The sequence below is a fragment of the Butyricimonas hominis genome, from assembly GCF_014287455.1.
In the GTDB taxonomy this organism is placed as follows: Bacteria; Bacteroidota; Bacteroidia; order Bacteroidales; family Marinifilaceae; genus Butyricimonas; species Butyricimonas muris.
Genome location: NZ_JACOOH010000001.1, coordinates 503,251 through 528,940, shown reverse-complemented (window position 1 = coordinate 528,940; position 25,690 = coordinate 503,251). Strand labels below are relative to the sequence as shown.

At 45.9% G+C, this 25,690-nt stretch carries 16 protein-coding genes; 2 read left to right on the top strand and 14 right to left on the bottom strand.

The window, feature by feature from the left end; translation table 11 throughout:
- Positions 1–2 precede the first annotated feature (2 nt).
- From H8S64_RS02045 to H8S64_RS01995, 11 genes are all read right to left on the bottom strand, one after another.
- Positions 3–1,391, bottom strand: a complete 1,389-nt coding sequence (locus H8S64_RS02045) for a RagB/SusD family nutrient uptake outer membrane protein (RefSeq protein WP_186974746.1) — start codon at positions 1,389–1,391, stop codon at positions 3–5.
- A gap of 159 nt (positions 1,392–1,550) precedes the next feature.
- Positions 1,551–5,048, bottom strand: a complete 3,498-nt coding sequence (locus H8S64_RS02040; RefSeq protein ID WP_255469388.1) for a SusC/RagA family TonB-linked outer membrane protein — start codon at positions 5,046–5,048, stop codon at positions 1,551–1,553.
- A 148-nt stretch (positions 5,049–5,196) separates the two neighbouring features.
- Positions 5,197–6,318, bottom strand: a complete 1,122-nt coding sequence (locus H8S64_RS02035; RefSeq protein WP_186974744.1) for a FecR family protein — start codon at positions 6,316–6,318, stop codon at positions 5,197–5,199.
- Between the two features lie 133 nt (positions 6,319–6,451).
- Positions 6,452–7,033: an RNA polymerase sigma factor gene (locus H8S64_RS02030; RefSeq protein WP_186974743.1), complete on the bottom strand. Its 582-nt coding sequence runs from the start codon at positions 7,031–7,033 to the stop codon at positions 6,452–6,454.
- Between the two features lie 24 nt (positions 7,034–7,057).
- On the bottom strand, positions 7,058–7,669 hold the full coding sequence (locus H8S64_RS02025) for a lipoprotein signal peptidase (protein ID WP_186974742.1): 612 nt from the start codon (positions 7,667–7,669) through the stop codon (positions 7,058–7,060).
- Between the two features lie 44 nt (positions 7,670–7,713).
- Positions 7,714–8,094: a TraR/DksA family transcriptional regulator gene (locus H8S64_RS02020; protein WP_018338122.1), complete on the bottom strand. Its 381-nt coding sequence runs from the start codon at positions 8,092–8,094 to the stop codon at positions 7,714–7,716.
- A gap of 95 nt (positions 8,095–8,189) precedes the next feature.
- On the bottom strand, positions 8,190–11,618 hold the full coding sequence (ileS, locus tag H8S64_RS02015; protein WP_186974741.1) for an isoleucine--tRNA ligase: 3,429 nt from the start codon (positions 11,616–11,618) through the stop codon (positions 8,190–8,192).
- Between the two features lie 787 nt (positions 11,619–12,405).
- Positions 12,406–12,681: a hypothetical protein gene (locus tag H8S64_RS02010; RefSeq protein WP_186974740.1), complete on the bottom strand. Its 276-nt coding sequence runs from the start codon at positions 12,679–12,681 to the stop codon at positions 12,406–12,408.
- A 92-nt stretch (positions 12,682–12,773) separates the two neighbouring features.
- A complete protein-coding gene (locus H8S64_RS02005) occupies positions 12,774–14,471 on the bottom strand; it encodes a hypothetical protein (protein WP_186974739.1) in 1,698 nt (565 codons plus the stop codon).
- An 11-nt stretch (positions 14,472–14,482) separates the two neighbouring features.
- Complete coding sequence (locus H8S64_RS02000; RefSeq protein ID WP_186974738.1) at positions 14,483–15,211, bottom strand: glycosyltransferase family 2 protein; 729 nt, start codon at positions 15,209–15,211, stop codon at positions 14,483–14,485.
- Positions 15,208–16,491 carry an aspartate kinase gene (locus H8S64_RS01995; protein ID WP_186974737.1) on the bottom strand — a complete coding sequence of 428 codons (1,284 nt, stop codon included), beginning with the start codon at positions 16,489–16,491 and terminating at the stop codon, positions 15,208–15,210. The genes H8S64_RS02000 and H8S64_RS01995 overlap by 4 nt, the downstream gene beginning before the upstream one ends.
- A 217-nt stretch (positions 16,492–16,708) precedes the next feature.
- On the opposite strand from H8S64_RS01995, the gene H8S64_RS01990 reads away from it, so the two are divergent.
- Positions 16,709–17,224 carry a DUF6705 family protein gene (locus tag H8S64_RS01990; RefSeq protein WP_141560907.1) on the top strand — a complete coding sequence of 172 codons (516 nt, stop codon included), beginning with the start codon at positions 16,709–16,711 and terminating at the stop codon, positions 17,222–17,224.
- A 335-nt stretch (positions 17,225–17,559) separates the two neighbouring features.
- Positions 17,560–19,722 (top strand): S46 family peptidase, encoded by a 2,163-nt coding sequence (locus H8S64_RS01985; RefSeq protein ID WP_186974736.1) that lies wholly within the window; start codon positions 17,560–17,562, stop codon positions 19,720–19,722.
- A 161-nt stretch (positions 19,723–19,883) separates the two neighbouring features.
- Here H8S64_RS01985 and H8S64_RS01980 read toward each other — a convergent pair whose 3' ends face one another.
- From H8S64_RS01980 to H8S64_RS01970, 3 genes are all read right to left on the bottom strand, one after another.
- Positions 19,884–23,003 (bottom strand): efflux RND transporter permease subunit, encoded by a 3,120-nt coding sequence (locus H8S64_RS01980; protein ID WP_186974735.1) that lies wholly within the window; start codon positions 23,001–23,003, stop codon positions 19,884–19,886.
- A gap of 106 nt (positions 23,004–23,109) precedes the next feature.
- The gene (locus H8S64_RS01975) at positions 23,110–24,207 is read right to left on the bottom strand and encodes an efflux RND transporter periplasmic adaptor subunit (RefSeq protein ID WP_186974734.1); all 1,098 of its coding nucleotides are present in this window, start codon (positions 24,205–24,207) and stop codon (positions 23,110–23,112) included.
- Positions 24,208–24,262: 55 nt separating this feature from the next.
- Positions 24,263–25,666 (bottom strand): efflux transporter outer membrane subunit, encoded by a 1,404-nt coding sequence (locus tag H8S64_RS01970; RefSeq protein ID WP_186974733.1) that lies wholly within the window; start codon positions 25,664–25,666, stop codon positions 24,263–24,265.
- Between the last annotated feature and the right edge of the window lie 24 nt (positions 25,667–25,690).

The window sequence follows — 25,690 nt, the reverse complement described above, 5'->3', positions numbered from 1 at the left end:
TATTATTTTATCTGTTTATACTCGCGTTCGTTTCTTGGATTATCGGGCATTCCGTAATTCGACTCCAGCTCGGCATCGGGTATCGGTAATACCCAAGCTCCGTCATGTGGTTCCAAGGTATAGATTCTATGAAGTGAAGTTTCGTATTGCTCTGAGGAGGAGTTATATTTGAATAACGCGTACGTGTTGGTTAATGTTTTCTCTTCCGGGTACAATTCGTTTACCATGTAACGGCGTAAATCAAACCAGCGGTGTCCTTCAAAACATAATTCTCGCCGGCGTTCCAAGCGGATAGCTTCCACCAAAGCTTTGCCCGTCAGGAAATGCTCCTCCGTGTAGTTGGGGAAACGGTGTTTTCTTAGCGTGTTGTATGCGTTTTGTGCTTCTGTCGTGTACTCGTTACCCAAACAGGCTGCCGCTTCCGCCAAGTTCAAGTATGCTTCCGCCGTGCGTAAAATGAAATTGTCCGATATCTCGCGAATCCCGTATGTCGTGAAGACTTTCGTGTATTTGTATACTCCTTCTTCCACGGCTCCGAAGAAAAATTGTTTGCGTAAATCATTTTCGGAATAGCATTTCATTAAATCATCCGATGCAGAAAAATTGCCTGCTTTTTGGGTTAAATTGTACCCGATATAATTGCTTCCCATCGTGAAAATTAATTCCGGGGATGATTGATTCAAAAACATCTCTCCTTGGAAACCATTTAAATCAGTCAAGTTAGATTGTTCTTCGAGGCAGGCTTTTGCCCATTTTACAGCTTCTGCATAATTTTGCATGTACAGGTAAACCCGGCTTAACATGAGGCATGTAGCCTGATGGCTTGTTCGGGTAACCGATTTGCGTGAGATTCCTTTTAGATAATTTTCGGCTTCCAGTAAATCTTTCACCACTTGTTCATAAGTTTTCTCTACGGTAGCCCGGGTATACACCTTATCCTCGATATATTCGGTTAATTTTAAAGGGACAGCCAAGTCCGTTTGGGCAGTGGCGGTGGAATAGGGTTTGCCGTACAAATTCGCTAAAATGAAATAGTAAGCTCCGCGCAAGAAATGGGCTTCCCCTTTGATTCGATTTACATTTTGCTGGTCGTTAGTCGTTTCGACCTTTTGGTTATCGATTTGCGACAAAACGGTATTGGCAATATTGATATGTTTGTATAGATTATTCCAATCTTGGCTTTCAGTCCAAGTGGAAGTTCCTTCATGGTCTTTATTCACCTCTCGTTGCCATGTGTAGAACCCGTAGAACAGTCTTAAAGTTTCATCGCCGTACCAATCATCGAACTCGCCTGAGGTGCGTACTTCGGTTTCATCAGCCATAAAGTGAATGTACGGGTAGTAGGTATCTTTAGCCGAGCTGGTGTACTTGTTGGATTTAGTACACTTCATATATCCGGACCCTAGAAGCAGTTCGTCTAAATCCGTGTATGATTGTACATATGCCTGGTCGTGAGAATATTCTGTTAAAAAACTGTCACAAGCGAAACAAGTGCAGCATAATATTCCGATTAGAGAAGAAAATTTATATCTTTTCATGTGTGTTGTAATTTAAAATGAAACATACAATCCGAAAGAAAACGTCGGACGTTCGGACAACTGTATCGTGGTAAATCCGCCTTGTGTCGGTGTCTGTCCTTTCAATTTTGAGGAACAGAAAATGAACGGATTATTCGTTGACAGCGATAGTTCCAAGCGTTGTAATTTCCATTTCGAAATCAACTCGTTCGGGAATGAATAAGTTAAAGTCATGGTAGTACATTTCAAATAGTCTGCACTTACCACCCGGAGGTCGCTGTAATTATACATATTCCATGCAGAACCGCCGAAAGTAGGTAATAGGTCGCCATATGAGGACCAGTGCACGTCGTAGCCGGAAACTCCGCCATTCATAATCACCGGGATATCGGTGTACATTTCATCTCCCGGGCGTTGCCAACGGTCGAGGAAATCTCGATTCACGTTTTGTTCCGGACCGAAATCTTGATTGTCGAATAGCTTGAACAAGCGGGTTTTGGCACCGAGACTATAAGCCAATGTCATATTCAACCTGAAATTCTTGTAAGTGAATGTATTATTAAAGCTACCCGAAAATTTGGGTTCTCGAGAACCGGATGCTTCCAGTATGGTAGTAAATATATCGTGTTTACTTTTACCGTACAGGCGTTCGGGATTTTCTTTATAATCGTAGAACAGGGGACCTCCGTCTAGCGGGCTCAATCCTTTGAAACGATACGAGAAAAATGTATTTACCGGGTTCCCTTTGGTGATAACGGTACCGTCCAAGAAGTGGTCCACGTTAAATTCATCCGTCGAGGGTTTAGTTTCTACCCGGTTGAACGTTTTGGAAATAGAAGTAGAAAGCGACCAGCGGAAATCTTGCGTTTGAACGGGAACTCCGGTCAGTGACACATTATATCCCCGGTTTAGAACTTCCCCGCTATTAACCGTGTAAGAATCAATACCGTTTACACCGGAAATCTTTTTTGAAAGGAAAGCGTCTTTCGTTTTTTTATGATAGAAATCCGAACTAACCATCAAACGGCGGTTCAGAATGGAGAACTCAATTCCCGCGTTTAATGAACTGGTGCGTTCCCATTTCAAATTTGGGTTCGGGTAAATGGAAACTTCCGAGAGTAATTCGTGATAATACTCGTCCATCGGCAACTTCTTGATAATCATCTCCGGGGACTGTCCATCTTGCATATTTCCTTGGTACCCGTAGGAAAATTTCAAATGCAAAAAGTCGAAGAAATCAGTAACTTGGAATTGTTCCAGCGGGTTATAAGACAGGGATGCCGACCACACGGGTAATAACTTGTCGTTACTCTGTGAACCGAAACGGTTGGAACCGTCATAGCGGGCATTGGCATTCAAGGTAATCCAATTCTGATAGGAATAAGAGATGCTTGCGTAAGCCGCCACGAGGTTGGTTAAATTATCCGTCAACGTGGGACGGTTATTCAGTAGCCAAGCATCGAATTTCGGGTAATCACCTTGATTGAAAGTGGCAAACTGCATTCCTCGGTCGGGATAATAACCTCGATTGATGATATCCGTACCGACATATTTGGAAGAACTGGCTTCGAAACCGAATGACGCGTTAATATTGTGTTGCTCCTCCTGTCCGAAATATTTGTTAGCGTCGAGTTGGAAACGAATCGTGTAATTTTCATTTCGTGTTGTTTGTTGTTTTAACTCGCCACCCGCGGGCAACTCACTCTCTGCGGCGTCAAATTCTTCCCCGAGTTCGCCATGTCGCAGTTGGGCGGCGTAAAAAGTTTCGGCACCCCAGTAAGACGTGATATCTGTGTTGGAGATAGAGTAAGCGAAAATCCCGTTAAGCTTTAACCAAGAGAGAGGATTGTACAACAGATTGGCTTGAAACTGTAACGAGGAACCTTCTTGGCTGCATCCGCTATTTTCCAATTCATTTAAAATATTGAATTTGTAAAGGTTCGAGCCCGAGTATTTTTTGTAATAAAATAAAGTCCCGTCTTCATTTCGAAAAGGAATAGCCCGGCTAGTGTTATAAGCATAGTCAATGGGAGCTAAATCATTTTGGTAATATTTTCGGGTACTTTTATTACCGTCAATTCCTAGCGAGAGAGAAACGCGGTCTGAAAAATGAATATCCAGATTCAATTTTGCCGTGTAACGGTCGTTGCGGTTAAATTCAATCACGTCATTATCATCCGTGTAACCGATGGAAGCGTAGTAGCGGATTAATTCGGAACCCCCGCTTAGGCTCACGGTATGTTGCGAGGAAAAAGCATCATTCCCCAGCACGGAAAACCAGTCTGTATTCAAGGATTCCAAATCTGAAACTTGCTTGACAAACTCGTCATAGGATATTTGTTTCGCGTACAATTGGGCGTATAGATATTCGTAACCCACAAGGCTCACGCGATTAGAGAAATTGTAATTGCTATTCAATAAGTCCCGGGAAAATTGCACCCGCTCTTTGGAAGTCATCACGTCAATGTGTCGGTCGCTGTAACGGGGGCGGAATTTTAATGTTCCCGTCATGTTGTAACTCACCATCGGGGCACCGAGATGCCCTCTCTTGGTTGTGATAACAATCACTCCGTTAGCCGCTTTCGTCCCGTAGAGAGCGGTTGCCGAGGCATCTTTCAGAACATCGATACGTTCGATATCCTGCGGGTTTAACCCGGAGATAGCATTACCGATACGATTAATATAGTCGGGGTTGTTCAACTCCTCGGGAGATATATTTACCGGGTCTTGTTGCACAATCCCGTCAATCACCCAAAGCGGTTCCCGGTTTCCAATCAGGGTAGAGGTTCCTCGAATACGCAATTTCGGGGCCACCCCGATTTCTCCCGAGTTGGTCATGGAAACCAAATCCGGAATTTGACCTTCCAGCATCTGGTCGATAGAGGTAACCCCGGGGCGCATAATATCTGCCGCTTTTACCGAAGTGATGGCACTTGTGTTTTTTCGTTTGTCTACTACTTGGTAACCCGTGATAACCACTTCATCAATGGTCTGCGTATCCTCCTCGAGGGTGATAGTCATCGCTTTATTGGGAGTTGCGACAGCTTCTTTGGTTTTCATCCCCACGAAAGAAAATACAAGTGTTATTCTCTCTTGTTCCTTCACGTTCAAGGTGAACCCACCTTGCGCGTCAGTGGAAACACCGATAGCAGTTCCCTTGATTACAACGGTAACTCCCGGTAGGGGAACACCTTGCACGTCTTTTACCGTACCGGTCAACTTTACTGTTTTGTTCTCTTTTTCAGGTGCTTTGCTGATAACGAAAGTCCCGTTGACCTCTTTGTAAACGAGCGAAGTTTTAGCCAATAATTGCGAGAGTACATCTGTAAGTTCCTTTTCTACAAAATTAGTGTCCTCGCATTTAATCTGCTTCGTGTAATCGGCATCGTACAGGATACGCACCCCCGTTTGGTTCTTCAATTGTAATAGAACCGTGTAAAGGTCCATGTTCTTGACCTCTAGGGTGACTTTTTGTGAGAAGACTTCTGTATAAGAACAGAATAGCATTAAAAACAATAATGAAAACTTCATTTTTGAAAGAAAAATTTTCATCCAATGCGGCCTTTTCCGCGTATTAAATGGATTTTTTTTCATAATTTCGAAAACTAATTGGTTATACTATTAATTAGGCGAGAGAAGTTCCGTGTTCGGCGCCAACCAGAACGGGACTTTTCTTCGTTTATCTTGATTTCCTTACAATTATCGTGTGTCCATAAATGTCAAATTTTATACCTGTTCCTGTTTCAAAAACTTCTAAGAAAGACTTTATATCCGAATACTTCTCGATAGTTCCCGAGAAATGCCGTCCTTTTAAATCCTCCGAGTCAAAACGTATATTTATGTCATACCATCGTGACAGCGTGCGCATGATATTTTCCAGTGTTTCATCCTCGAAGCAGAATAAATTATCCTTCCACGCCGTGTATACGCGGGTGTCCACCGTGGTAACGGAAATACTGTCGCTTACCGTGTTATAAACCAGATGTTGGGAAGGAGTCAGCGACACGGAATCCCCGTTTTCTGCCTTGAACCGGACTGCGCCCGTCACGAGGGTGACTTCCACGACCGAATTCTCGTAATCGGACGTGCAGAACTCCGTGCCTAACACCGTGACCTCACCTTTATCCAATCTCACGATAAAAGGAGAGTCCGGGTTCCGGGTAACATCGAAATAAACCTCTCCCTTGCAATATACCGTCCGGTTGTTCGCGTTGAACCGCGTGGGGAAACGTAATTCCGATTCCGAGTTTAACCAGACTTGCGTCCCGTCCGACAGGGTTAAATTGTACTCGCCCCCTCTCGGTACGCTCAACGTGTGGTATTGTGTTTCTGTTTGGGATGGAGCAATGGCATTATTGAATATACTCAACCCGCACGAATCCACTTTAAACTCGCTATCCTTCACTTGGAACACTTTCGCCGTTTCCCGGATATCCCAGCTTGTCCCGTCGGACAGCGTTAGGGTGGCTTTCTTGTACCCCGGCTCAATCTTCTTGACGGGCTTCACTTCGGGAGATTCCTGAGTCAAGAAAATGGTGAGAGAGAACAATAGCATAATACTCGCCGCGACACTCCATCGTGTCATTAAGTGGCGGCGACGATATTTTCGGTATTGCAATTTCCGGAAAGCCTTATTCGCGTCATACTTCAATGCCTTCTTGGATTGCTTGGCAAGCGTGTCCCAATCCTTGTATTTGTCCGTCAGCCGCCCGGAATCCTCTTGTGAATCCCTGCCTTCCCCAAGCAGAATCTTCTTGAGCAATCTTCCGGATATACCATCTATTTCGTCCCAATGAGCCATAAATGTGTTATTAATTTATCAATAAAACACCTGAGGTACAAAAACGGGTAACAAAAATTTCAAGAAAAATATAAAGAGAATGCATATTACATTTTCTGTTATTACATTTTTTGTAATAACAGATTACAAATCTTTAGAATAAATTCGGGAACGACGTCACGAGCAGGATGCTCCAGCATTCCCCGAGTTCTTCCCGTATGGCCGAATAAGCCCTCTTTTTTTGCATTTTGATAGCGTTCTCCGACACGTTCAGGGTTTCGGCGATTTCTTTTACTTTCATCCCATTCATGCTCATTTTCATGATTTCCTGTTGCTGGGGAGAAAGTTGGGTAATGATGGTTCTGAATTTATGTAATATCTCTTCTTCGATAGCCGAATCGACAGCATCTTCCTCGGTCGGTTCCCCTTGCACGGAGTCCCACAAATCCTGTCGCAACTTATTCGTGCGGGCTTTATCCCGTATCGTGTTCAACGAGCGGGTATAGACCGCTTGGTAAAGCCATCCCGTGAGCCCCCTGATACTCGAAAACGTCACGGGGGTATCCCATAGTTTGATAAGACATTCCTGCACGATATCTTCCACGAGCACTTCATCTTGAATCATCCGGGAAGCGTAATTGCACAAAGCCGGGTAGTAACTTCGGTATAATTTCTTCCACGCAATTTCCTTCTTCGCGTTTATATTCGATATGAATCCGGATTCATCATCGTGCATGGAGAAATGATTTAAAGGTTTAAATTACTTCTGTGTCGCGAAAAACTTGCGGTGAAAAAGCAATAGCATTAGCACGCCTATCGTGATATACGAGTCTGCCAAGTTGAATACCGGACGGAAGAACACGAAAAACTTGTTACCCCAGAACGGAACCCACTCGGGCAGGAAGCCCTCGTAAAGCGGGAAATAAAGCATATCGACCACTTTCCCGTGCAGGAACGAGGAATAACCTCCGCCCTTCGGGAATAAAGTAGCCACTTGGGAATAGCTGTCATTGAATATCATCCCGTAGAACATACTGTCGATGATGTTTCCCACGGCACCGCAGAAAATAAGCCCGAAAGACAGAATCACTCCGGTTGGGGCTTTTTGTTTGATCAGGTGTCGCAAGTACCACGCGATGCCGACAACGGCAACCAAGCGGAATACGCTTAAAACGGTTTTACCCCATCTACCGCCCCCGAGTTCCATCCCGAAAGCCATCCCGTTATTCTCTATAAAGTGGATTTTGAACCAGTCCCCGAAGACACTGAATTCATCCCCGATCATCATGTGCGTTTTAATCCAAATCTTCACGACTTGATCGATGATCAAAAGGGCGACAATAAAAATAATTAGCTTTTTCCCCGTGCTCATTCTTGTAAAATATTAAAAAAGCGACTCTCGATCGCTTGTAACGATCAAGAGTCTTGTCCCATTTTGGCGTCCATGCTCAACGTGGCGTGGGGCACGGCGCGTAATCTTTCTTTCGAGATCAACTTCCCGGTTACCCGGCAAATTCCGTATGTCTTGTTCTCAATTCTAACCAATGCAGCTTCCAAATGCGCGATAAATTTCGCCTGCCTTTGGGCTAAACGTCCGGCTTCCTCTTTCGAGAGTACGGATGCACCCTCTTCCAATACCTTGAAAGTGGGGGATGTGTCGGCAATGTCATTCCCGTCGCTTCCGGAGATCGAGGCTTTCAAAACCTCGTAATCTCTTTTCGCCTTTTCGAGTTTCTCAAGAATCAATTCTTTGAATTCCTGCAACTCTTCATCCGAATATCTGGTCTTCTCTGACATAGTTGTAAAGTTTTTGTCTAAGTTAATAAAAAAATCCGTTCTGCAACCTTCCTGCTGCTAAAATATCCGTTTTTACTCGTTAAAGCCCACTTAGGTTACATTTTCCGAATCTTTATGAAAGTATGTATATCGTCGATTTCGATGAGCTGCACATCTTCATCGGCATAGTCTGCCAGCGTAACGTTCTCTGCCAGAACCTGACTGGCGATATACTCCTTGAAATTCTCCACGGCATCGTTAATGTCTTTATGCTTGCCGATTTGAAGATCTATTTTGTCCGTCACGTTGAAATCTTTTTCCTTTCTCAGATTCTGAATCCGGTTGATCAACTCTCTGGCGATACCTTCCTCGCGCAATTCTTTCGTGATGTTGATATCCAGAGCCACCGTCAATCGTCCCTCGTTGGCAACCAGCCAGCCCGGGATATCTTCCGACATGATTTCCACGTCGTTCAGTGTCAATTCCAGATTCTCCGTGCCTACTTGCAAAGAGTAAGTACCCTGTTTTTCAAAATTATAGATATCGTTCTGGTCCATTTCTGCCACGAGAGCGGAAATCTGCTTCATGTACTTGCCGTATTTCGGTCCTAAAGTCTTGAAGTTCGGTTTGATCTTCTTGATCAATATCCCGGCGGTATCGGTTATGTACTCGATCTCTTTCACGTTCACTTCCGACAGGATGATATTTTTCACGGCATCCAATTGCGCGGTCATCCCCTCGTCCAAAATCGGGATCAACAACTTGCAAAGCGGTTGGCGGACGCGGATTTGAACTTTCCTTCTCAACCCGAGTACCATGGAGGATATCTGTTGAGCCATATCCATCCGTTCTTCCAGTTGCTTGTCTATCATCGTGTCGTTAGTGACGGGGAAATCCGTGAGGTGAACGCTTGTCGTGTAACGTCCGGTGACACTGTTCAAATCCTTGAACAGGCGATCCATGTAGAACGGCGCGATGGGTGACGACAGGATAGCCACGGTTTCCAAGCAGGTGTACAGTGTCTGGTAAGCCGACAACTTGTCCGTGGTTTGTTCCCCTCCCCAGTAACGTTTCCGGGAAAGACGCACGTACCAGTTCGACAGGTTCTCGATCACGAAATTCTGTATAGCACGTCCGGCTCTGGTCGGTTCGTAACTCTCGTAAGCCTCGGTAACTTCCTTGATCAAGCTATTGAGCAAAGAAAGTATCCAGCGGTCGATCTCCGGTCTTTCGTTGAACGGAACTTCCGGCTCGGCATACGTGAAGTTGTCGATATTGGCGTACAAGGCAAAGAAACTGTACGTGTTGTACAACGTACCGAAAAATTTGCGCTTCACTTCTTCCACCCCGGCGATGTCGAATTTCAAGTTATCCCACGGTTGCGCGTTAGTAATCATGTACCAGCGCAAGGGATCGGAACCCTGTTTCTCGATCGTGTCGAAGGGGTCGATGGCGTTGCCCAACCGTTTCGACATCTTGTTTCCTTTGGCATCCAGTACCAGCCCGTTGGAGATGATATTCTTGAACGCCACGGAATCGAACACCATGGTGGCGATAGCGTGAAGCGTGAAGAACCACCCGCGGGTTTGATCCACTCCCTCGGCGATAAAGTCGGCAGGGAATTTGATATGATTGTCTATCAACTCTTTGTTCTCGAACGGGTAGTGCACCTGCGCGTAGGGCATGGCTCCCGAATCGAACCAAACGTCGATCAGGTCTTTCTCGCGGTACATCGGTTGTCCCGTGGGTGATACCAGTATAATGTCATCCACGTACGGGCGATGCAAATCTATTTTATCGTAATTCTCTTTCGAGTAATCTCCTGCTTTGAAATCCTTGAACGGGTTTTCCTTCATCACGCCCGCTTGTACGGCTTTCTCCATCTCTTCCATTAATTCCTGTACCGAACCGATGCATATTTTCTCGGTTCCGTCCTCGCTTACCCATATCGGGAGCGGGGTACCCCAGTAACGGGAACGGGAAAGATTCCAGTCCACGAGGTTTTCCAACCACTTGCCGAAACGCCCTTCACCCGTGCTTGCGGGTTTCCAGTTGATCGTTTTGTTCAGTTCGATCATCCGGTCGCGTACCGCCGTGGTTTTGATAAACCAAGAATCCAGCGGGTAGTAAAGCACCGGTTTATCCGTGCGCCAGCAATGCGGGTAGTTATGCTCGTGTTTTTCTACCTTGAACGCTTTGTTCTCCCGTTTCAACAGGATACTCAGGTCTATATCCAACGTGGGATCGTTGTCCGTTAATTCCGGGTCGTACGCGTTTTTCACGAAACGTCCGGCGAACTCCCCGTACAAGTCTAAGTTCACGTTATTTTTCAAGAAATCGGGGTCGATTTCACTCGGCAGGAACAAACGTCCCCGCTTGTCAACCATCGGTTGTCTATTGCCATCTTTGTCTATCAACAACATGGGAGCTATGCCTGCCATCTTGGCAACCCGGTCGTCGTCCGCGCCGAAAGTCGGGGCGATATGCACGATGCCGGTACCGTCCTCCGTGCTCACGTAATCACCCAAGATCACGCGGAACGCGTCGCCCATGGGTGTCATCCACGGTAACAATTGCTCGTAACGGATGCCCTCGAGTTCCGTGCCTTGATATTCGGCAACCACCTCGTAAGGAATAAGTTTATCTCCCTCCTTGTAATCACCTAGGGCAATATCCTCCGCTTTCTTGTTAAAGTAAGCGCTGAAGCGGTCTTTCGCCAAAATAAGGGTTACAGGGCGGAATGTATACGGGTTGTAAGTTTTCACTTCCACGTACGTGATAGCGGGACCTACAGCCAATGCCGTGTTGGACGGTAACGTCCACGGGGTAGTAGTCCACGCGGTGAAGTACACTTCGTCGCTATGCGCGAACAGCTTTTCTGATTTCTCGTCCCGTACCACTTTGAATTGTGCCACGCACGTGGTGTCCTTCACGTCCCGATAGCATCCCGGTTGGTTCAGTTCGTGCGTGCTCAACCCGGTTCCTGCCGCCGGGGAGTAAGGTTGTATGGTGTATCCCTTGTAAAGGAATCCTTTTTCGTACAGTTGTTTCAACAGGTACCACAAGGTTTCGATATATCGGTTGTCGTAGGTGATGTACGGGTCTTCCATGTTTACCCAGTATCCCATCTTGTCGGTCAAGTCTTCCCACTCGCGGGTGAATTTCATCACGTCCGCACGACATTCTTTGTTGTAGTCTGCCACCGATATGGTTTTCCCGATATTCTCTTTCGTGATACCGAGTTTCTTTTCCACGCCCAATTCAACCGGAAGCCCGTGGGTATCCCATCCCGCTTTCCGTTCAACGAGAAATCCTTGTAAAGTTTTGTACCTGCAAATAATATCTTTAATCGTCCGTGCCATTACGTGGTGAATACCCGGCATACCGTTTGCCGAAGGGGGACCTTCAAAAAAGACAAACGAGGGATGCCCCTCTCTAATCTTCAAGCTCTCCTCGAACGTGTGTTGAGCTTTCCACTCTTTCAGGACGTCTTTGTTTACCTGAGAGAGATCCAATCCTTTGTACTCTTGGAATTTTTTGTCCATCGTGACTCCTAACTTTTTAGATATTATTATTGCACGTTTAAAAAATCAAGTTGCAAATATACCATTTTATTTAGAAAGTAGAAATACTGATAGGAATTGATGTCTTTTTTTACTCGATCGCGATATCGACACGTGCAATTTTCTTTTTTCGGGTGATTCACGAGAGGTTGTTCTCTAATAGTCTGGAATACAGTAATGAATCCCGTATCAATAGTGTATCACTTCCGGTTCACTTCCGTGTAAAACGCTATTAGTTCCCTATTAAAACGCTATTAAAACCCTATACTATAATAGCGTTCTTATAGGGAATTAAAAGGACTACTAAAGTTTTATAAGTACTATTCATCCGGAAGTGATGCGGAATTGATACTGCATTTATAACTGTATTGGAGAGGTTTTCCCTGTTAATTCAGTATCTATAGCCCTAGTGTGTCATTTTATCTTCCATGGAAGATAAAATGTCATAATTCATTGTTTTTATTTTCTATAAGGATAAAATGTGCGTGAAAAGTTTTTTATGGTATCAAAATGGCGTATTTTGTAGTTTCTGGCGTTAATCAAATGTTGGGATGAAACTATTTGTAATAGCTGTTGTTTTGAGTGCTTTGTTTGATTTAACAAACGTTATGAGGGTGTCAAAAATCATTTTCCTCTAAAACTCCTCCGTCGGCTACGCCGCTACCTTCTCTATGAACAGAGGAAGTGCTGGTGAGTTTTTCTGGAAACAGAGGGAGAGTTGAGTTTAGACAAGGACTTTTGTCCCCCTCATGACGTTTCAATCTATTGGCTAATCCAATGATTCTTTGATAATGCGCAGAGTTTCTTTCTTGTATTCCTTGCGGTTATACTTTTCTCCTCTGCACATCGAACAGTTACATGGAGTTCCTGTGGTTTTGTAAACTCTTGCCCATTTTTCTTTTGCCAACTCGAACCAATGCGGATGACTATCAATACTGCTATCCTCGAGAATAATGCAATGTCTATAAGCGGCATAAAGAATCATGCGAGCTTTGAACACGCGTGCCATTTGCCGGTGTCTCCATAATTTGTTTCTTTTGTCCATCGTCTCTTTGTATTAAAGTTAGGATGAACAATGATGTTGCTTTCTTGAGACTTAATGTGTTCATAATAAGTATTCTGGTTTATTGAAGAATATTACAATTCCGCTTGCGGGAAGAATTGGAAAATAAGCGTCGGGAGCTGTTTTTTCGTGTTCTGCCCGATTTGAATCAAGGGTTTGAAATGGGTGGGGTATTTTTGTACCATCGGGTAGACGGTGACATACCCGTGGCGGAACCAACGGTCGATGATGACGTGCGAGAGGTTTTTCTCTTTGAACGTGTTGAGCAGGTCTTCCGGGGTGGCGTATTGCGGGAAACTGGTTGATTTCCGACCTCCCGAGAAGAGGTAGAATAATTCCGGTTTGCGACAGGCGATGCGGGCGTCTTCCGGTAAGTTCTTTTTGCACCAGTTGATGGCGTATATGTATTCGACGAAAGCGGCGTCGGCAATTTTTTCGTTCCAAACTTTATACGTGGCGAAATTTTGCTGTGGTTTTAGAGCTTTGGCGTAATGCGGAAAGAGGAAAAGGGACACGATGACCATTCCCCCGGTGGGGATTAGACGTGTGAATGTTGTTTCCGGCATTTTCTTTACAAGCAAGCGTAATCCTTCCACGCAGCCGTTCAGGAACAGGAAGATGAATAATGGAATGATGCCGATGAAGTAACGGTGTCCGGCATATTGTTCCGGCCAGACCATGAGTACTGCCATGGTGATGCCGATGTACAGGAAGAGCAGGAGTTTCATGTGGGGTAAGGCTATTAATCCCAGAATCATGAGAGTAACGATGCATGTGCCTTTGATGAGGTCTGTTCGGGTTACTTTTTGGTCAAACGCGGGTTCGTCGGAGATGACGGCGGTGGGTATCCATTTCCCGATGTAGCTGACGAGATTGTTTTGCACGCGTTCCGTCCAGTCGGAGAATGTTTCCATGGTTTGTCCCTTGGGCTTTTTCTTGAAGTCTTTGAGGTAATCGCTTTGAGTTACCCCGATGCTTTTGTTTCTGAAATCCCACGCGGTTTTAGCCCCGGCGAAGGTGGCAATAATGATGCACAGGATGAGTAGGTTGCTTGTTAGGGCTCGTTTGTTGAGATGAATGATTCGCATGTCGCTGTTCTCCCGTTTGCTTTTTAGCCATCCGACGGCTTTTTGCCCGCAAAGGAGTAGCATGTAGAGTATGGCGGCGATAATGATGGATGTTCCCATGGTGCGGACGAAGTAGATGTAATTCAGTCCGATAATGATTCCCGCGAAATAGAGTATTTGCCGGCGGGGACGGTCTTTGCTGAAAAGGCGGTCCGTGTCGAGAAGGCTGAAGAGGTAGAGTACTCCCATTGTCAGGAAGGTGAACAACATTTCGCTCATCACGATGGTCGAGTAGCGCAACATGGCTTGCTGCATGCAGCATAGCAGGCAGGTCAGTAATGCCAGAAGCATATTGCCTGAAATTCTTTTCGTCAGGAAGAAAAGAAGCAGGATGGATAAGCCGAAAAGAACGCCGTTCGCTATTTTCAGAGCCGTGTAGGATTTGAAAAACAGCAGGATGAGTGCCGTGAATAACGGGTAACCCGGGGGAAAGTGCGAGTGGGGGCTTTCCTCGAGGAACATGATGTTGGTGTATCCCTGCCCGGAGGCGAGGGCTTTGCCGAGGGCGTAGTAGTACACGTTGTCACCGTTTAAGTCCGGTTTGAAGTCAAATATTTGTATGTAGTTGAAGACGAATACACAGGTGATGATACCTAAACAGTAATATATTAACGTTCGGGGTTGTATGTTTTTGAATATATTCATGATTGTGGTGTTTATTCGAGTGAATGTTTGTTCGCGAACCGTATTTTTACCAGCACCCAGATGGCTATCAACCCGTCTTTCCAGTTGATTTTTTTGCCTTCCTCGATGCTACGGGGATAGTAACGGATAGGGAGTTCCGGTATTTTGTATCCCCGGCGGCAGACGATTGCCGTGACCTCGGGGCAGAACTCGAAGCCCGTGGATTTTAAGGGGATGGAACGCAATAGTCCCGAGTCGAACATCTTGTAGCAGGTCGGCTCGTCCGTGAGGTGTTGCCCGTACAGCAGGTTCGTCACTATGGAGAGGAGCCGTCCGCCAAGGTAGAAGCTCTGGTAGGAGTGTTTGTTCGTTTTGTTCAGGAAACGGGAACCGTAAATGACTTTTCCGTCGTTCTCTATCATCCATTCCAGTAGCGGGTTGTAATCTTCGGGGTTGTATTCAAGGTCAGCGTCCTGAATGATTGTCCAATTGCCCGTGATTTTTTGGATTCCCGCTCGAATTGCAGCTCCTTTTCCTTGATTGTGCGGCTGTTTGTGATAAACGAGAGTGCAGTCCGGGTAAGTTTCTGTAAAACGCAGGATTTCTTCTTCCGTGTTATCTTTGGAACAATCGTTTACAACAATAATTTCTTTACGAATATCATGGACGAGGCGGGTATGATGTACTTTTTCCAGTAACCGGAATATGGTACTCGCTTCGTTGTACGCGGGGATGATGATGGACAAGGTCTGTTGTTTCATGAACGAGAGTGAATTGGTTCCGACATATGGTTTCTCAACACGAATTGGGCGGTTGTCCGGCTTCGTTGTTCCACGAGTGACGGGCGGTCGCCTATTATTTCCCGGATGGCTTCTTCCGTGTAGTGGCGTATGGTTATCAGTTTGACATCTTGGTTGTAACGTACCTCAAATTCTTCTTGCAATTGTTGCAGGAATTCATTGAAGATGGCCGTGTTGCAGTCTATGCAGAACGAGAAGCTGATGGCGGAGTTTTGCATCAGGTTCAGCTTGAGTTTGTATCGCGCAAGTATGGCAAAGATGTGACTGAGTTTTTCTTCGGCGATGAAGGAAAAATCTCTTGGAGTGAGGGTTAGCAGGCATTGATTCCCCTTGTTGATGTATATGGGGGGGAGTTTCAGGTGCTCGTCTATTTCCTCGATGATTGTTCCGCTTGATTCCGGGTGCAAGAATGATTTTACATACAGGGGAATTTGTTTGTTCTGTATCGGTTTTATGGTTTTCGGGTGAATGACTTTTGCCCCGAAGTGGGATAGCTCGATGGCTTCTTTGTACGACATTTTGCTGATGACTTGTGCCTTGTCGTATTCTTTCGGGTCGGCATTCATTACTCCCGGTACGTCTTTCCAGATGGTGACATCCTCGGCGTTCAGCAGGTTGGCAAGTAATGCCGCCGTGTAATCGGAGCCCTCGCGTCCCAGCGTGGTGGTTTGGTTGGTACGGGTTCCGGCGATGAAGCCTTGGGTGACGTAGATGGTGGTATTTTTAAAATCGAAAGCCTCTTCGCAGAGCTGCCCGGAGAGTTCAAGGTCGATGTTGCCGTTCCGGTAGTTCTGGTCGGTTTTCAAGTATTTGCGTATGTCGATGAACAGGTTGTCGATATCTTTCAGCCTTAAATAATGGGAAATAATCGTGGTCGAGATGAGTTCCCCGAAGCTGATGATACGGTCGTACTCGTAGTCGTAGCACAGGGAAGATTCGGTATTCAAGATGTTTCCGAGGGAGGTGAATAATTCGTCCAGATTTTTGTAGACCGGAGCATTCAGGGGAAATAACGAGTTGACGATGTCGAGGTGAAAGTTTTTCAATTCTTCCATGATAGCCACTGTTTTACTATCCCGGTGGAAATAAGCATTGCATAGTGTTTCCAACAAATTAGTCGTTTTGCCCATCGCGGAAACGACCACGATGAGTTGCCCGTGTTGCCCGCGGACAATAGAGGATAGATTTTTAACTCCTTCGGCATCTTTCACGGATGCTCCCCCGAACTTGAATACCTTCATGTAATTTCGTGATTTTAAGATTGCGAAACAAAGGTATGTTTTTAAATGAAAAAATGCAATGGAAAGAAAAGTCCATTGTTATGAAATGGACTTTATGAATTGGTAGGAGTAAATGTGAATAAAATTTGACTGAGCTTTAGGATATAAATGTAAAAAATATTAATATATTTGCAAAATACGCTACGATAAAATTCAACCATATATAATGGGGAGTAATATGAAAAATTCAATTCTAATTTTGATTTTGGGTATATTTAGTGTACAAGGTATTGCTAAAAATATACAACATGAATATTCTGTTTCTAGTGATACTCTGAAACTGAAATATAACAGTATTGACTTTATTGGAACTTGGGTTTCAAAAGTAGCTACAAATGATACCGTGGAGATTACACTTGTGAAGAAAGTGATGTACGCGAAAAAGATGAACCAATATTTCGAGGCTATCGTGGGATCTGTTAAACGGATAAAAAATGGTCATATTGTTTTTTATAGAGAAATTAAAGAGAACAATATTGTAGAAGAATCCGGCATTCCGTTAGTGGGTGGAGCATATAGACCTGATGAACTGATATTCACGTATTGGGAAGGAGAACAATCTAACAACAATGGTCTTGCATATCTAACAAGAAAAGATAGCAATAATGCTACTTGGATACTAAAATCTACTCGGGAAAAACAAGGTCTTGACAAGTTCCAAATACCCGGTCTACTAAATTTTACAAGGAAATAATAGTATGTTTAAATAAGATTGACATGGAATTCTTCCGGGTACATGGAAGGTGTTTTTCTTCCATGAATAAATGAAGGCTGTGCATACTGCCTTTCGTCTCGGATTTTATTTCGAGAGTGTTGCATTAAATCCAAGGTTATTGAAGGTTGGAGATGTTGTCGAGAGAAGTGTTTGAATGTTATAATAATATTAAATCACGGGGAGTTACGTGAAGTATCAGAGAATTAAATTGTATATTCGCGAACGTTTGCCGCTGGATAGTAGGCGGTGGGACACGAGTTCGTGGTGGAGGAATGAATTAAATTCGATTATATATAAACGTGAAATTTAAACAGATGAAGAGAGTTTTAATTGTTTTAGTTGCTTTACTTTCAACGTCAATCGTGCGGGCGGATGAAGGTATGTGGCTGTTGTCCCTGCTCGGGAAAAATATTGAGCAGATGCAGGCACAAGGGTGTAAATTGACGGCGGAAGATATTTATTCCGTGAACAAGGCGTCGTTGAAAGATGCTATCGTGGGTTTGGGTAACGCCGGACGCCCGTTTTGGCATTTCTGTTCGGGTGAGATTATTTCCGACAAGGGATTGGTCTTGACGAACCACCATTGTGGTTTTGGTGTGATTCAAAAGCACTCCACGGTGGAGCATGATTACTTGTCTAACGGTTTCTGGGCATATGATATGAAAGATGAGTTGCCGAATCCCGGGATCACGGCTTCTATCTTGCAACGCATGGAAGATGTTACTGACAAGGTGAATGCCGTTTTGAAAGACGATATGACAGAGGCACAACGTGCTGAGGTTATTGGTGCGGTTTCAAAACAGATTGCGGCGGAAGCCGTGAAAGGTACTAACCTGCAGGCGCAAGTTATCGATATGTTCGAGGGAAATCAATTCTTTTTGTTGGTGTACAAGATTTATCAGGATGTTCGTTTGGTGGGAGCTCCGCCACAGAGCATGGGTAAATTCGGTGGTGACACGGACAACTGGGTATGGCCCCGTCATACTGCCGATTTCTGTATGATGCGTGTCTATACCGGACCGGACGGAGAACCTGCTCCTTATTCTCAGAATAATATTCCCTTGAAACCGAAACATCATTTACCTGTTTCCGCTAAAGGCGTACAGGACGGTGATTTCGCCATGATCATGGGATTCCCCGGAACGACGGATCGTTTCCTGACTTCTTTCGGTCTGAAAGAAACGATGGATGTAACGAACGATATCCGTTATAAAGTACGTACAGAGAAATTGCGCGTGATGAAAGAAGGAATGGATGCAGATCCGAAAACCCGTATCCAATACGCTTCTAAATATGCATCGTGCGCGAATTACTGGAAATATTCTCACGAGCAGAATATCGCTTTGAAGAACTTGAACACCATGGGTGAGAAGGAGAAGATCGAGCGTGAATTTACAACTTGGATGAATGCCGAGTCTGCTCGTAAAGCTAAATATGGTAAGGCTTTGACTTTGATTAAGGAAGGTTATGAAGCTATGCATCCTTACAACGAGGCTATGTCTTATATGCAGGAAGCCGGTCTTCAGGGAGCGGAGAGTCCGTTGTTTGCCGTTCGCGTGACGAACACGCTGAAAGCGTATTTCGACGAGAAAACTCCGGAGATGATTAAAGGACGCATGATGGACGCGATTAAGGATAACGCGACTGAGTTTTTCAAGGATTATAACAAGGATGTTGAGAAGAATTTGATCGCTACAATGCTGAAGATGTACAGCGATAACGTGACTGAAGAATGGCACCCGGAAGTGATCAAAATGATCAATAAGAAATACAAGGGTAATTACGATAAGTTTGCCAAGGAGGTATCAGAGAAATCAATATTTACCGATCAGGCTCGTTTTGACGCCTTTTTGGCAAAACCCGATATGAAGAAGTTGGAGAAGGATCCGGGATATGTTATGGGTAACTCTTTGTTTGAGACTTACCAGAAATTGGGTGGTTTGACACAAGAGATGCGGACGAATATCGCTAAAGGTGACCGTCTGTTCGTGAAAGGATTGATGGAGATGCAACCCGACAAAGTATGGGCGCCGAACGCTAATTCCACGATTCGTTTGACTTACGGTAACGTGAAGAGCTATAAACCGAAGGATGCCGTATTCTATGATTATTACACCACTTTAACGGGTGTGATGGAAAAAGAAGGCCCGAAAGGCGGAGAGTTCGAGGTTCCGCAGAAGTTGAAAGATTTGTATTATGCAAAGAATTTCGGTCGCTACGGTGCTGACAATATTTCTGTGAACTTTATCACGAATAACGATATCACGGGTGGTAACTCCGGTTCTCCGGTGATCAATGCTTACGGTGAGTTGATTGGTACCGCTTTCGACGGGAACTCTGAAGCTATGTCTGGTGATATCGATTTCGAGGAAAATTTGCAAAGATGTATCAATCTGGATACGCGATATATGTTGTTTATTGTAGACAAGATGGCTAATGCCCAGAACTTGATCAATGAAATGACGATTGTGTACTAATTGAGTTTGAAAGTTTATAAAGTTCATAAGGTTTATAAAGTAACGGGTGTCCTTCGGACTATGCTTATCGGCAACTCAAGTTGCCGTAGACAAAGCGCCCCGCAGGGGTCCAATACTTTATAAACCTTATGAACTTTATAAACTTTATAAACTATAATACTTCATGAACTTTTCTTTTTGAACCATTCTTGCAGGGATTCCATGATGTAGTAGAAGTTGGGCATAAAGAGTGTGCCGACGAGGGATGTCATTAACATACCGTAGAATACTGCGGTGCCGAGAGAGATTCGGCTGGCCGCACCTGCTCCGGTGGAAATGATCAAGGGGAATACACCGAGGATGAAGGCGAATGAGGTCATCAAAATTGGGCGTAAACGTACCCGTCCGGCCTCCAGAGCCGCTTCGCTGATCGGCTTTCCCGCGGCACGATAGTCCCGGGCGAATTCCACGATTAGGATGGCATTTTTTGCCGTGAGGGCAATCAGCAGGATGATACCGATCTGGGTGTAGACGCTGATCGGCAAATTCATTACAAGGCATCCGATGACAACGCCCAAAAGGGCAATAGGCAATCCCATGACAACGGCGAAAGGTGACGTCCAGCTCTCGTATTGAGCGGCAAGAATAAGGAATGCCACGAGGATGGCGAGAATGAATATCGCGGTGGTGGTTGAACCGGCACTTTCTTCCTGATAGGACAGGCCTGTCCACTCGTACCCGAACGTGTTGCCTAATTCTTCTTTGACGACTTGCTCCATGGCGGTAAGGGCTTGACCGGAACTGTATCCCGCTGCTGCCGAGCCGGATATGGAAGCTGCCGCATAGGTGTTGTACTTGGGTAGTAATTCTGTGCCTAGACGTTGTTCCACGGTGGTAAAGGCGGAGAATGGAACCATGTTGCCTTGTGTGTTTTTCACGTTGAGGAACAACACATCATCGATGACTTCACGGGTGGAAGGCAGGCCTTGGAGGTTGACTTGAAAAGTACGTCCGTATTTCACGAAGTTGTTGACGTAGATAGAACCGATATATGCCGACAACGCGCTGAACACGTCGCCGATGGGGATTTGCATTAATTCCACTTTGTCCCGGTCTATGTTCAGGTAATATTGCGGAACACTGGCACTGAACGTGGAGCGGAGCATGGCAAGTCCGGGGTATCGGTTGCCGGCATCGACAAGATGATCCGTGGCTTGTTGCAGGGCTGCTGAACCGTAATTATTGATGTCTTCCAGCATGAGTTGGAAGCCGCTGCTTTCTCCTAACCCGGGTATGGGTGGCGGGGATACGGCATAACTCTGTGCCTCGGGGATTTCCACGTAAGCGAGTTCGTTGAAACGGGTAGTGATGGCATCGACTCCGAGGGCTTTTGCTTTACGTTTGTCCCAGTTTTCGAGCATCACGAAAATGGATGCCGCGTTGGAACTTTGAGCGTTGTCCATCATGGAGAAGCCATTGATAGTGATATAGGTTCGCACCCCGTCGATGTCTTTTAATATGGCTCCGGCTTTGGCAGATGCCTCTTCCGTGCGGGAGAGGGAAGCCCCGTCGGGGAGTTGCATGGAGACGAGGAAATATCCCTGATCTTCGTTCGGAACGAAAGTGGTCGGTCTGTACATGAAGCCCAAGAAGGCAAGTACGGACAAAACGATAAAGATAAACATCGCCAGAGCCGATTTGCGGATAAAGCCCCGTACTACCCACATGTACCCGTTACTGGTCTTTTCGAAGAATTTATTGAATCCCTTGAAAAGGAAGAAACGGGATGGTTTTGCCGGTTTCAAGAATAGCGCACAAAGGGCGGGGCTAAGAGTCAGGGCGTTGAATCCGCTGATCACGGTAGCGGCGGCAATCGTGAGGGCAAACTGTTTGTAGAGCGAACCGGTGATTCCCCCGATAAATGCCGTGGGAATGAACACGGCGAGCAAAACGAGTATAATGCCGACAATGGCGCCTGAAACCTCTTTCATGGCTTGGGTGACGGCTGCCCGCATATCGGTGTATTTCCCGGTTTCTATCAGTCGGTAGCTATTCTCGACGATGATAATGGCGTCGTCGACTACCAGTCCGATGGCGAGTACCAGTCCGAAAAGAGTCAGCGTGTTGATCGAGAAACCGAGTATGTTCATGAAGGCAAAGGTTCCGACAAGCGAGACGGGGATTGCTATCAACGGGATCAGCATCGCCCGCCAGTTTTGCAAGAACAGTAGTATAACGATGAGCACGAGCAGGAATGCGGTACCTAAAGTTTTGTATATCTCTTTGATGGAGGCGTGAATAAATTCCGTGGTGTCGAGAGTGATGTTGAGATTTACTCCGTCGGGAAGGTAGGACGAGAGGGTGTTTACCCGTGCTTTGATTCGTTGGGAAACGTCGATGGCGTTGGCACCCGGAAGCTGATAAATGGCGATGGCGGCGACAGCACCACCTTTCAACGTGGCACTGGCACTGTATGACTGGCTGCCAAGTTCCACCGTGGCGACATCTTTTACCCGGAGGTATTTCCCGCCGGGGAGAGCTTTGATTATGATATTGCCGAATTCTTCTTCATTGACAAGTAATCCTTGTGTTTCGAGAGTATATTGGAAAGCTACCGGGCTTGCCAAAGGGGGTGCACCTACTGAGCCGGGGGCTACCTGTATGTTCTGGCTTTCGATAGCGGAAATGATTTCTTCCGGACTGACATCCCGGATAGCGAGTAAATTCGGGTCCAGCCATACGCGCATACTGTAATTGCCGGCACCGAAGGAACCGACACTTCCCACCCCTTTGATTCGGCTTAATTCGTTGACGAGGTTTAACTCCGCGTAGTTGGAGAGGTATAGGGCATCATAGCTCGGGTTGTCCGAGGTCAGGGTGAGGAACATGACCACGTTGGTAGATTCTTTCGTGGTCGTGATACCCAGTTTGGTGACTTCCTGCGGGAGTGCGCTTTGGGCTATGTTTACCCGGTTTTGCACGAGGACGGTTGCCATGTCGAGGTCGGTACCGACTTCAAACGTGACCGTGAGTTTGTATATTCCCGCGCTGGACGAGGTGGACGACATGTATAACATCCCTTCCACCCCGTTCACTTGTTGTTCAATCGGGGTTGCCACCATCTGCGCTATGGTCGTGGCGTTGGCTCCCGGGTATTGTGCCTCCACGACTACCGTCGGCGGCGTGATCGTGGGGTATTGTTCCACGGGTAATGAGCTCAAGGAGATCACTCCTGCCACCACGATAAGGATGGAAAGGACAGTGGCGAATATAGGGCGGTTGATGAAAAACTTGGACATCATAAAGATTGAATTTTAGATTTATGATTTTGGATTTATGATTTACGATTTAAGGAGTCGGCAACGTTGGGTTTCGTGTGGCTGGAATCTAAAATCGTAAATCTAAAATCTAAAATTTTAAAATGGGTTTAATTTTCATTCCCGGACGGATGTTGATGAGGGCTTTGGTCACGTAGCGGTCTTCGGTGGTGATGCCGCTGATGATTTCCCGCATGCCGTCAGGGGTTAGGGTTCCGACTTTTACTTGACGAAATTCCACGGTATCGTCGGGGGTGACGAGGTAGATGTAACGTCCTCCTTGGTTGGTACTGATGGAAGCCTCGGGAATGACGATGGCTTTCGGTACACTCTTGTAAGGTACGACAACTTTCACGTACATTCCGCTCAACAAATCCCCGTTCGGGTTTCTGGCTATTGCCCGTACGGTGATGGTTCCCGTGGAGAGGTCGACGTTGGGCGACCGGTAATCGAGAGAGGCAATCCATGTTTTTTCGGGATTGTTCACGTCTTGTATTGTGACGGGTAGTGCCGACGGACTGTTTTGGGGTAATTGCATGAAATCGGCGTATGCCATATTGAAATAAAGGTACATCTGGTTGTCCTTGTATATGGTTGCCAGTGCCGAATTGTTGGCGTCGGTTCCTACCATATTACCGGGATCGACCATGTTACGGGATATCCGTCCCGTGAAAGGAGCTTTTACCGTGCAATAGGATAGGTCTATATTGGCGGAACTCAATTGTGCCCGCGCATCCTCGTAGGCGGCAACCGCTTCCCCGTAATCCGATTGGGATTGCAGGTAGTCTATTTCGCTGATAGCCTTATTTTTCACGGCTTCTTTCATGCGTTCGTAGGATGCCTTGGCGTATGCCAGTTTGGATTTGCAACTTTCTACATTCGCTTCGGCTTGGACAACCTTGTCTTTGTAAGGTTGAGGTTCTATCACGAAAAGAGTTTGTCCTTCCCGTACCCGCTGACCGGGGGTGAAGTTGTACGAATCGAGATACCCAGATACGCGGGCAACCAGATTGACGGTCTGTTCCGCTTCCATATACCCCGGGTATTCAAACGTGTAAACCACGGTACGGAATCCCGGATGAGCGATCTCCACCGAGGGAGCCTGAGGTGTTTCTTTTTTTTGCTTGGAATCCCCACATCCCGTTAAAAAGATGATCGGAATAAAGAAGATAAAACTGGATACTTTCATAATAAATATGTATGTTAGTTCGTGTAAATGAAATCTAAAATCATTAAATCTAAAATTATTCCACAGGCCATCCTCCGCCAAGAGCCTGATAGAGTTCTATCAAGTAACGGAGTGACGCTGCCCGCGCTTCCACGAGGGAATTTTCGTAATTCAGCAGGCTCAATTGTGACGTGAGCACATTCTGGTAGCTTGTCAGACCGTTTTTATATTGTTCTATCGCCAGATCCAGTGTTAATTGTGATTGCTGGTAAGCATCGTTCAGGGCGGAGATTTGCGAGAGGGATTTGTTGTAAGTTACCAGCGCGTTGTCCACTTCCTGTAAGGCGGTGAGCAAGGTCTGGTTGTACGAGTTGATCTCTTCATCCAATTGGATTTGTGCTGATTTCTTGGATTCCACGAGGTTACGACCGCTGAATATCGTCCACTTGATAGAGGGAGCAATTTGCCATATCATGTTTTCCTTGTCCGTGAAGTGTTCGAAGTTCTCGGAAGCGTAACCGATGTAACCTGTCACGAGAAATTTCGGCCACCAGTCGGCACGGCTTGCCCCGACAGCCTCGGCCAGTCCGTCGATAGTTCTCTCTGCCGAACGTACATCCGGTCGTTGGCGGATCAGGTTTGCGGGAATCCCGACGGCTGCCGCTCTCGGGTTTTCCGGGAGCGGGTGTGTTCTGAACAGGGAATCCCGAATCTGAACGGAATGTTCCCCGATCAATACCCCGATCAGGTTTATTTGTTGCGCGATAGTTGATTCGATACCCGGAAGGGATGCTTTTGTTTGCAGGTAAAGACTTTTTGCCTGAGCCACGTCGAGCCGGGATGCGAGTCCCACGTTTAGTTTGGATTCCGTGAGTTCCATGACCTGTTTTTGGGATTCGATATTCCTTTGAGTCACTTCGAGTTGCTTCTGGGCGCAACGCAGATTGACGTATGCCGTGGACAACTGGGCGGCAAGTGATACCATAACTCCCCGGTAGTCTTCTTGGGCGGCGAGATAGAACTCTTTCTGTGAGGAACTTTCTTTACGGATTCGTCCGAAAACGTCGAGTTCCCAGTTCAAATTGACCGTGGCGCTTCCCACCCGTTCGATGATGTTTTTCTTGTCGGCGCTAAGACTGCTTTTTTCCGGCGCGTAACTACCCGAGAAGTAGATGGTCGGGTAATAAGGACTCCGGTCTACCCGTAATTTGGCTTTAGCCAGTTCTATTTTGCGGATCGCGTTACGGACGTCGTAGTTCTTGATTACCGCTTTGTCAATCAGCGTGTCGAGTATGGGATCTCTGAACAGTTTCCACCATTCGTCGTTCGAGGGAAGTGTCTGTTGCAGGTTCGGGGCATTGCTAGTCCTTTTGTAAGGTTTGTTGACTTGTGGCGGGGCAGCTTTCCCCGCCAAAGTTATAAGTGTGAAAATAATAAATGACAGGATACATCCTGTCCTCGTCATAGCAGCCAGTCTCATAGTGTATAAATTGTGTTAGTCTAT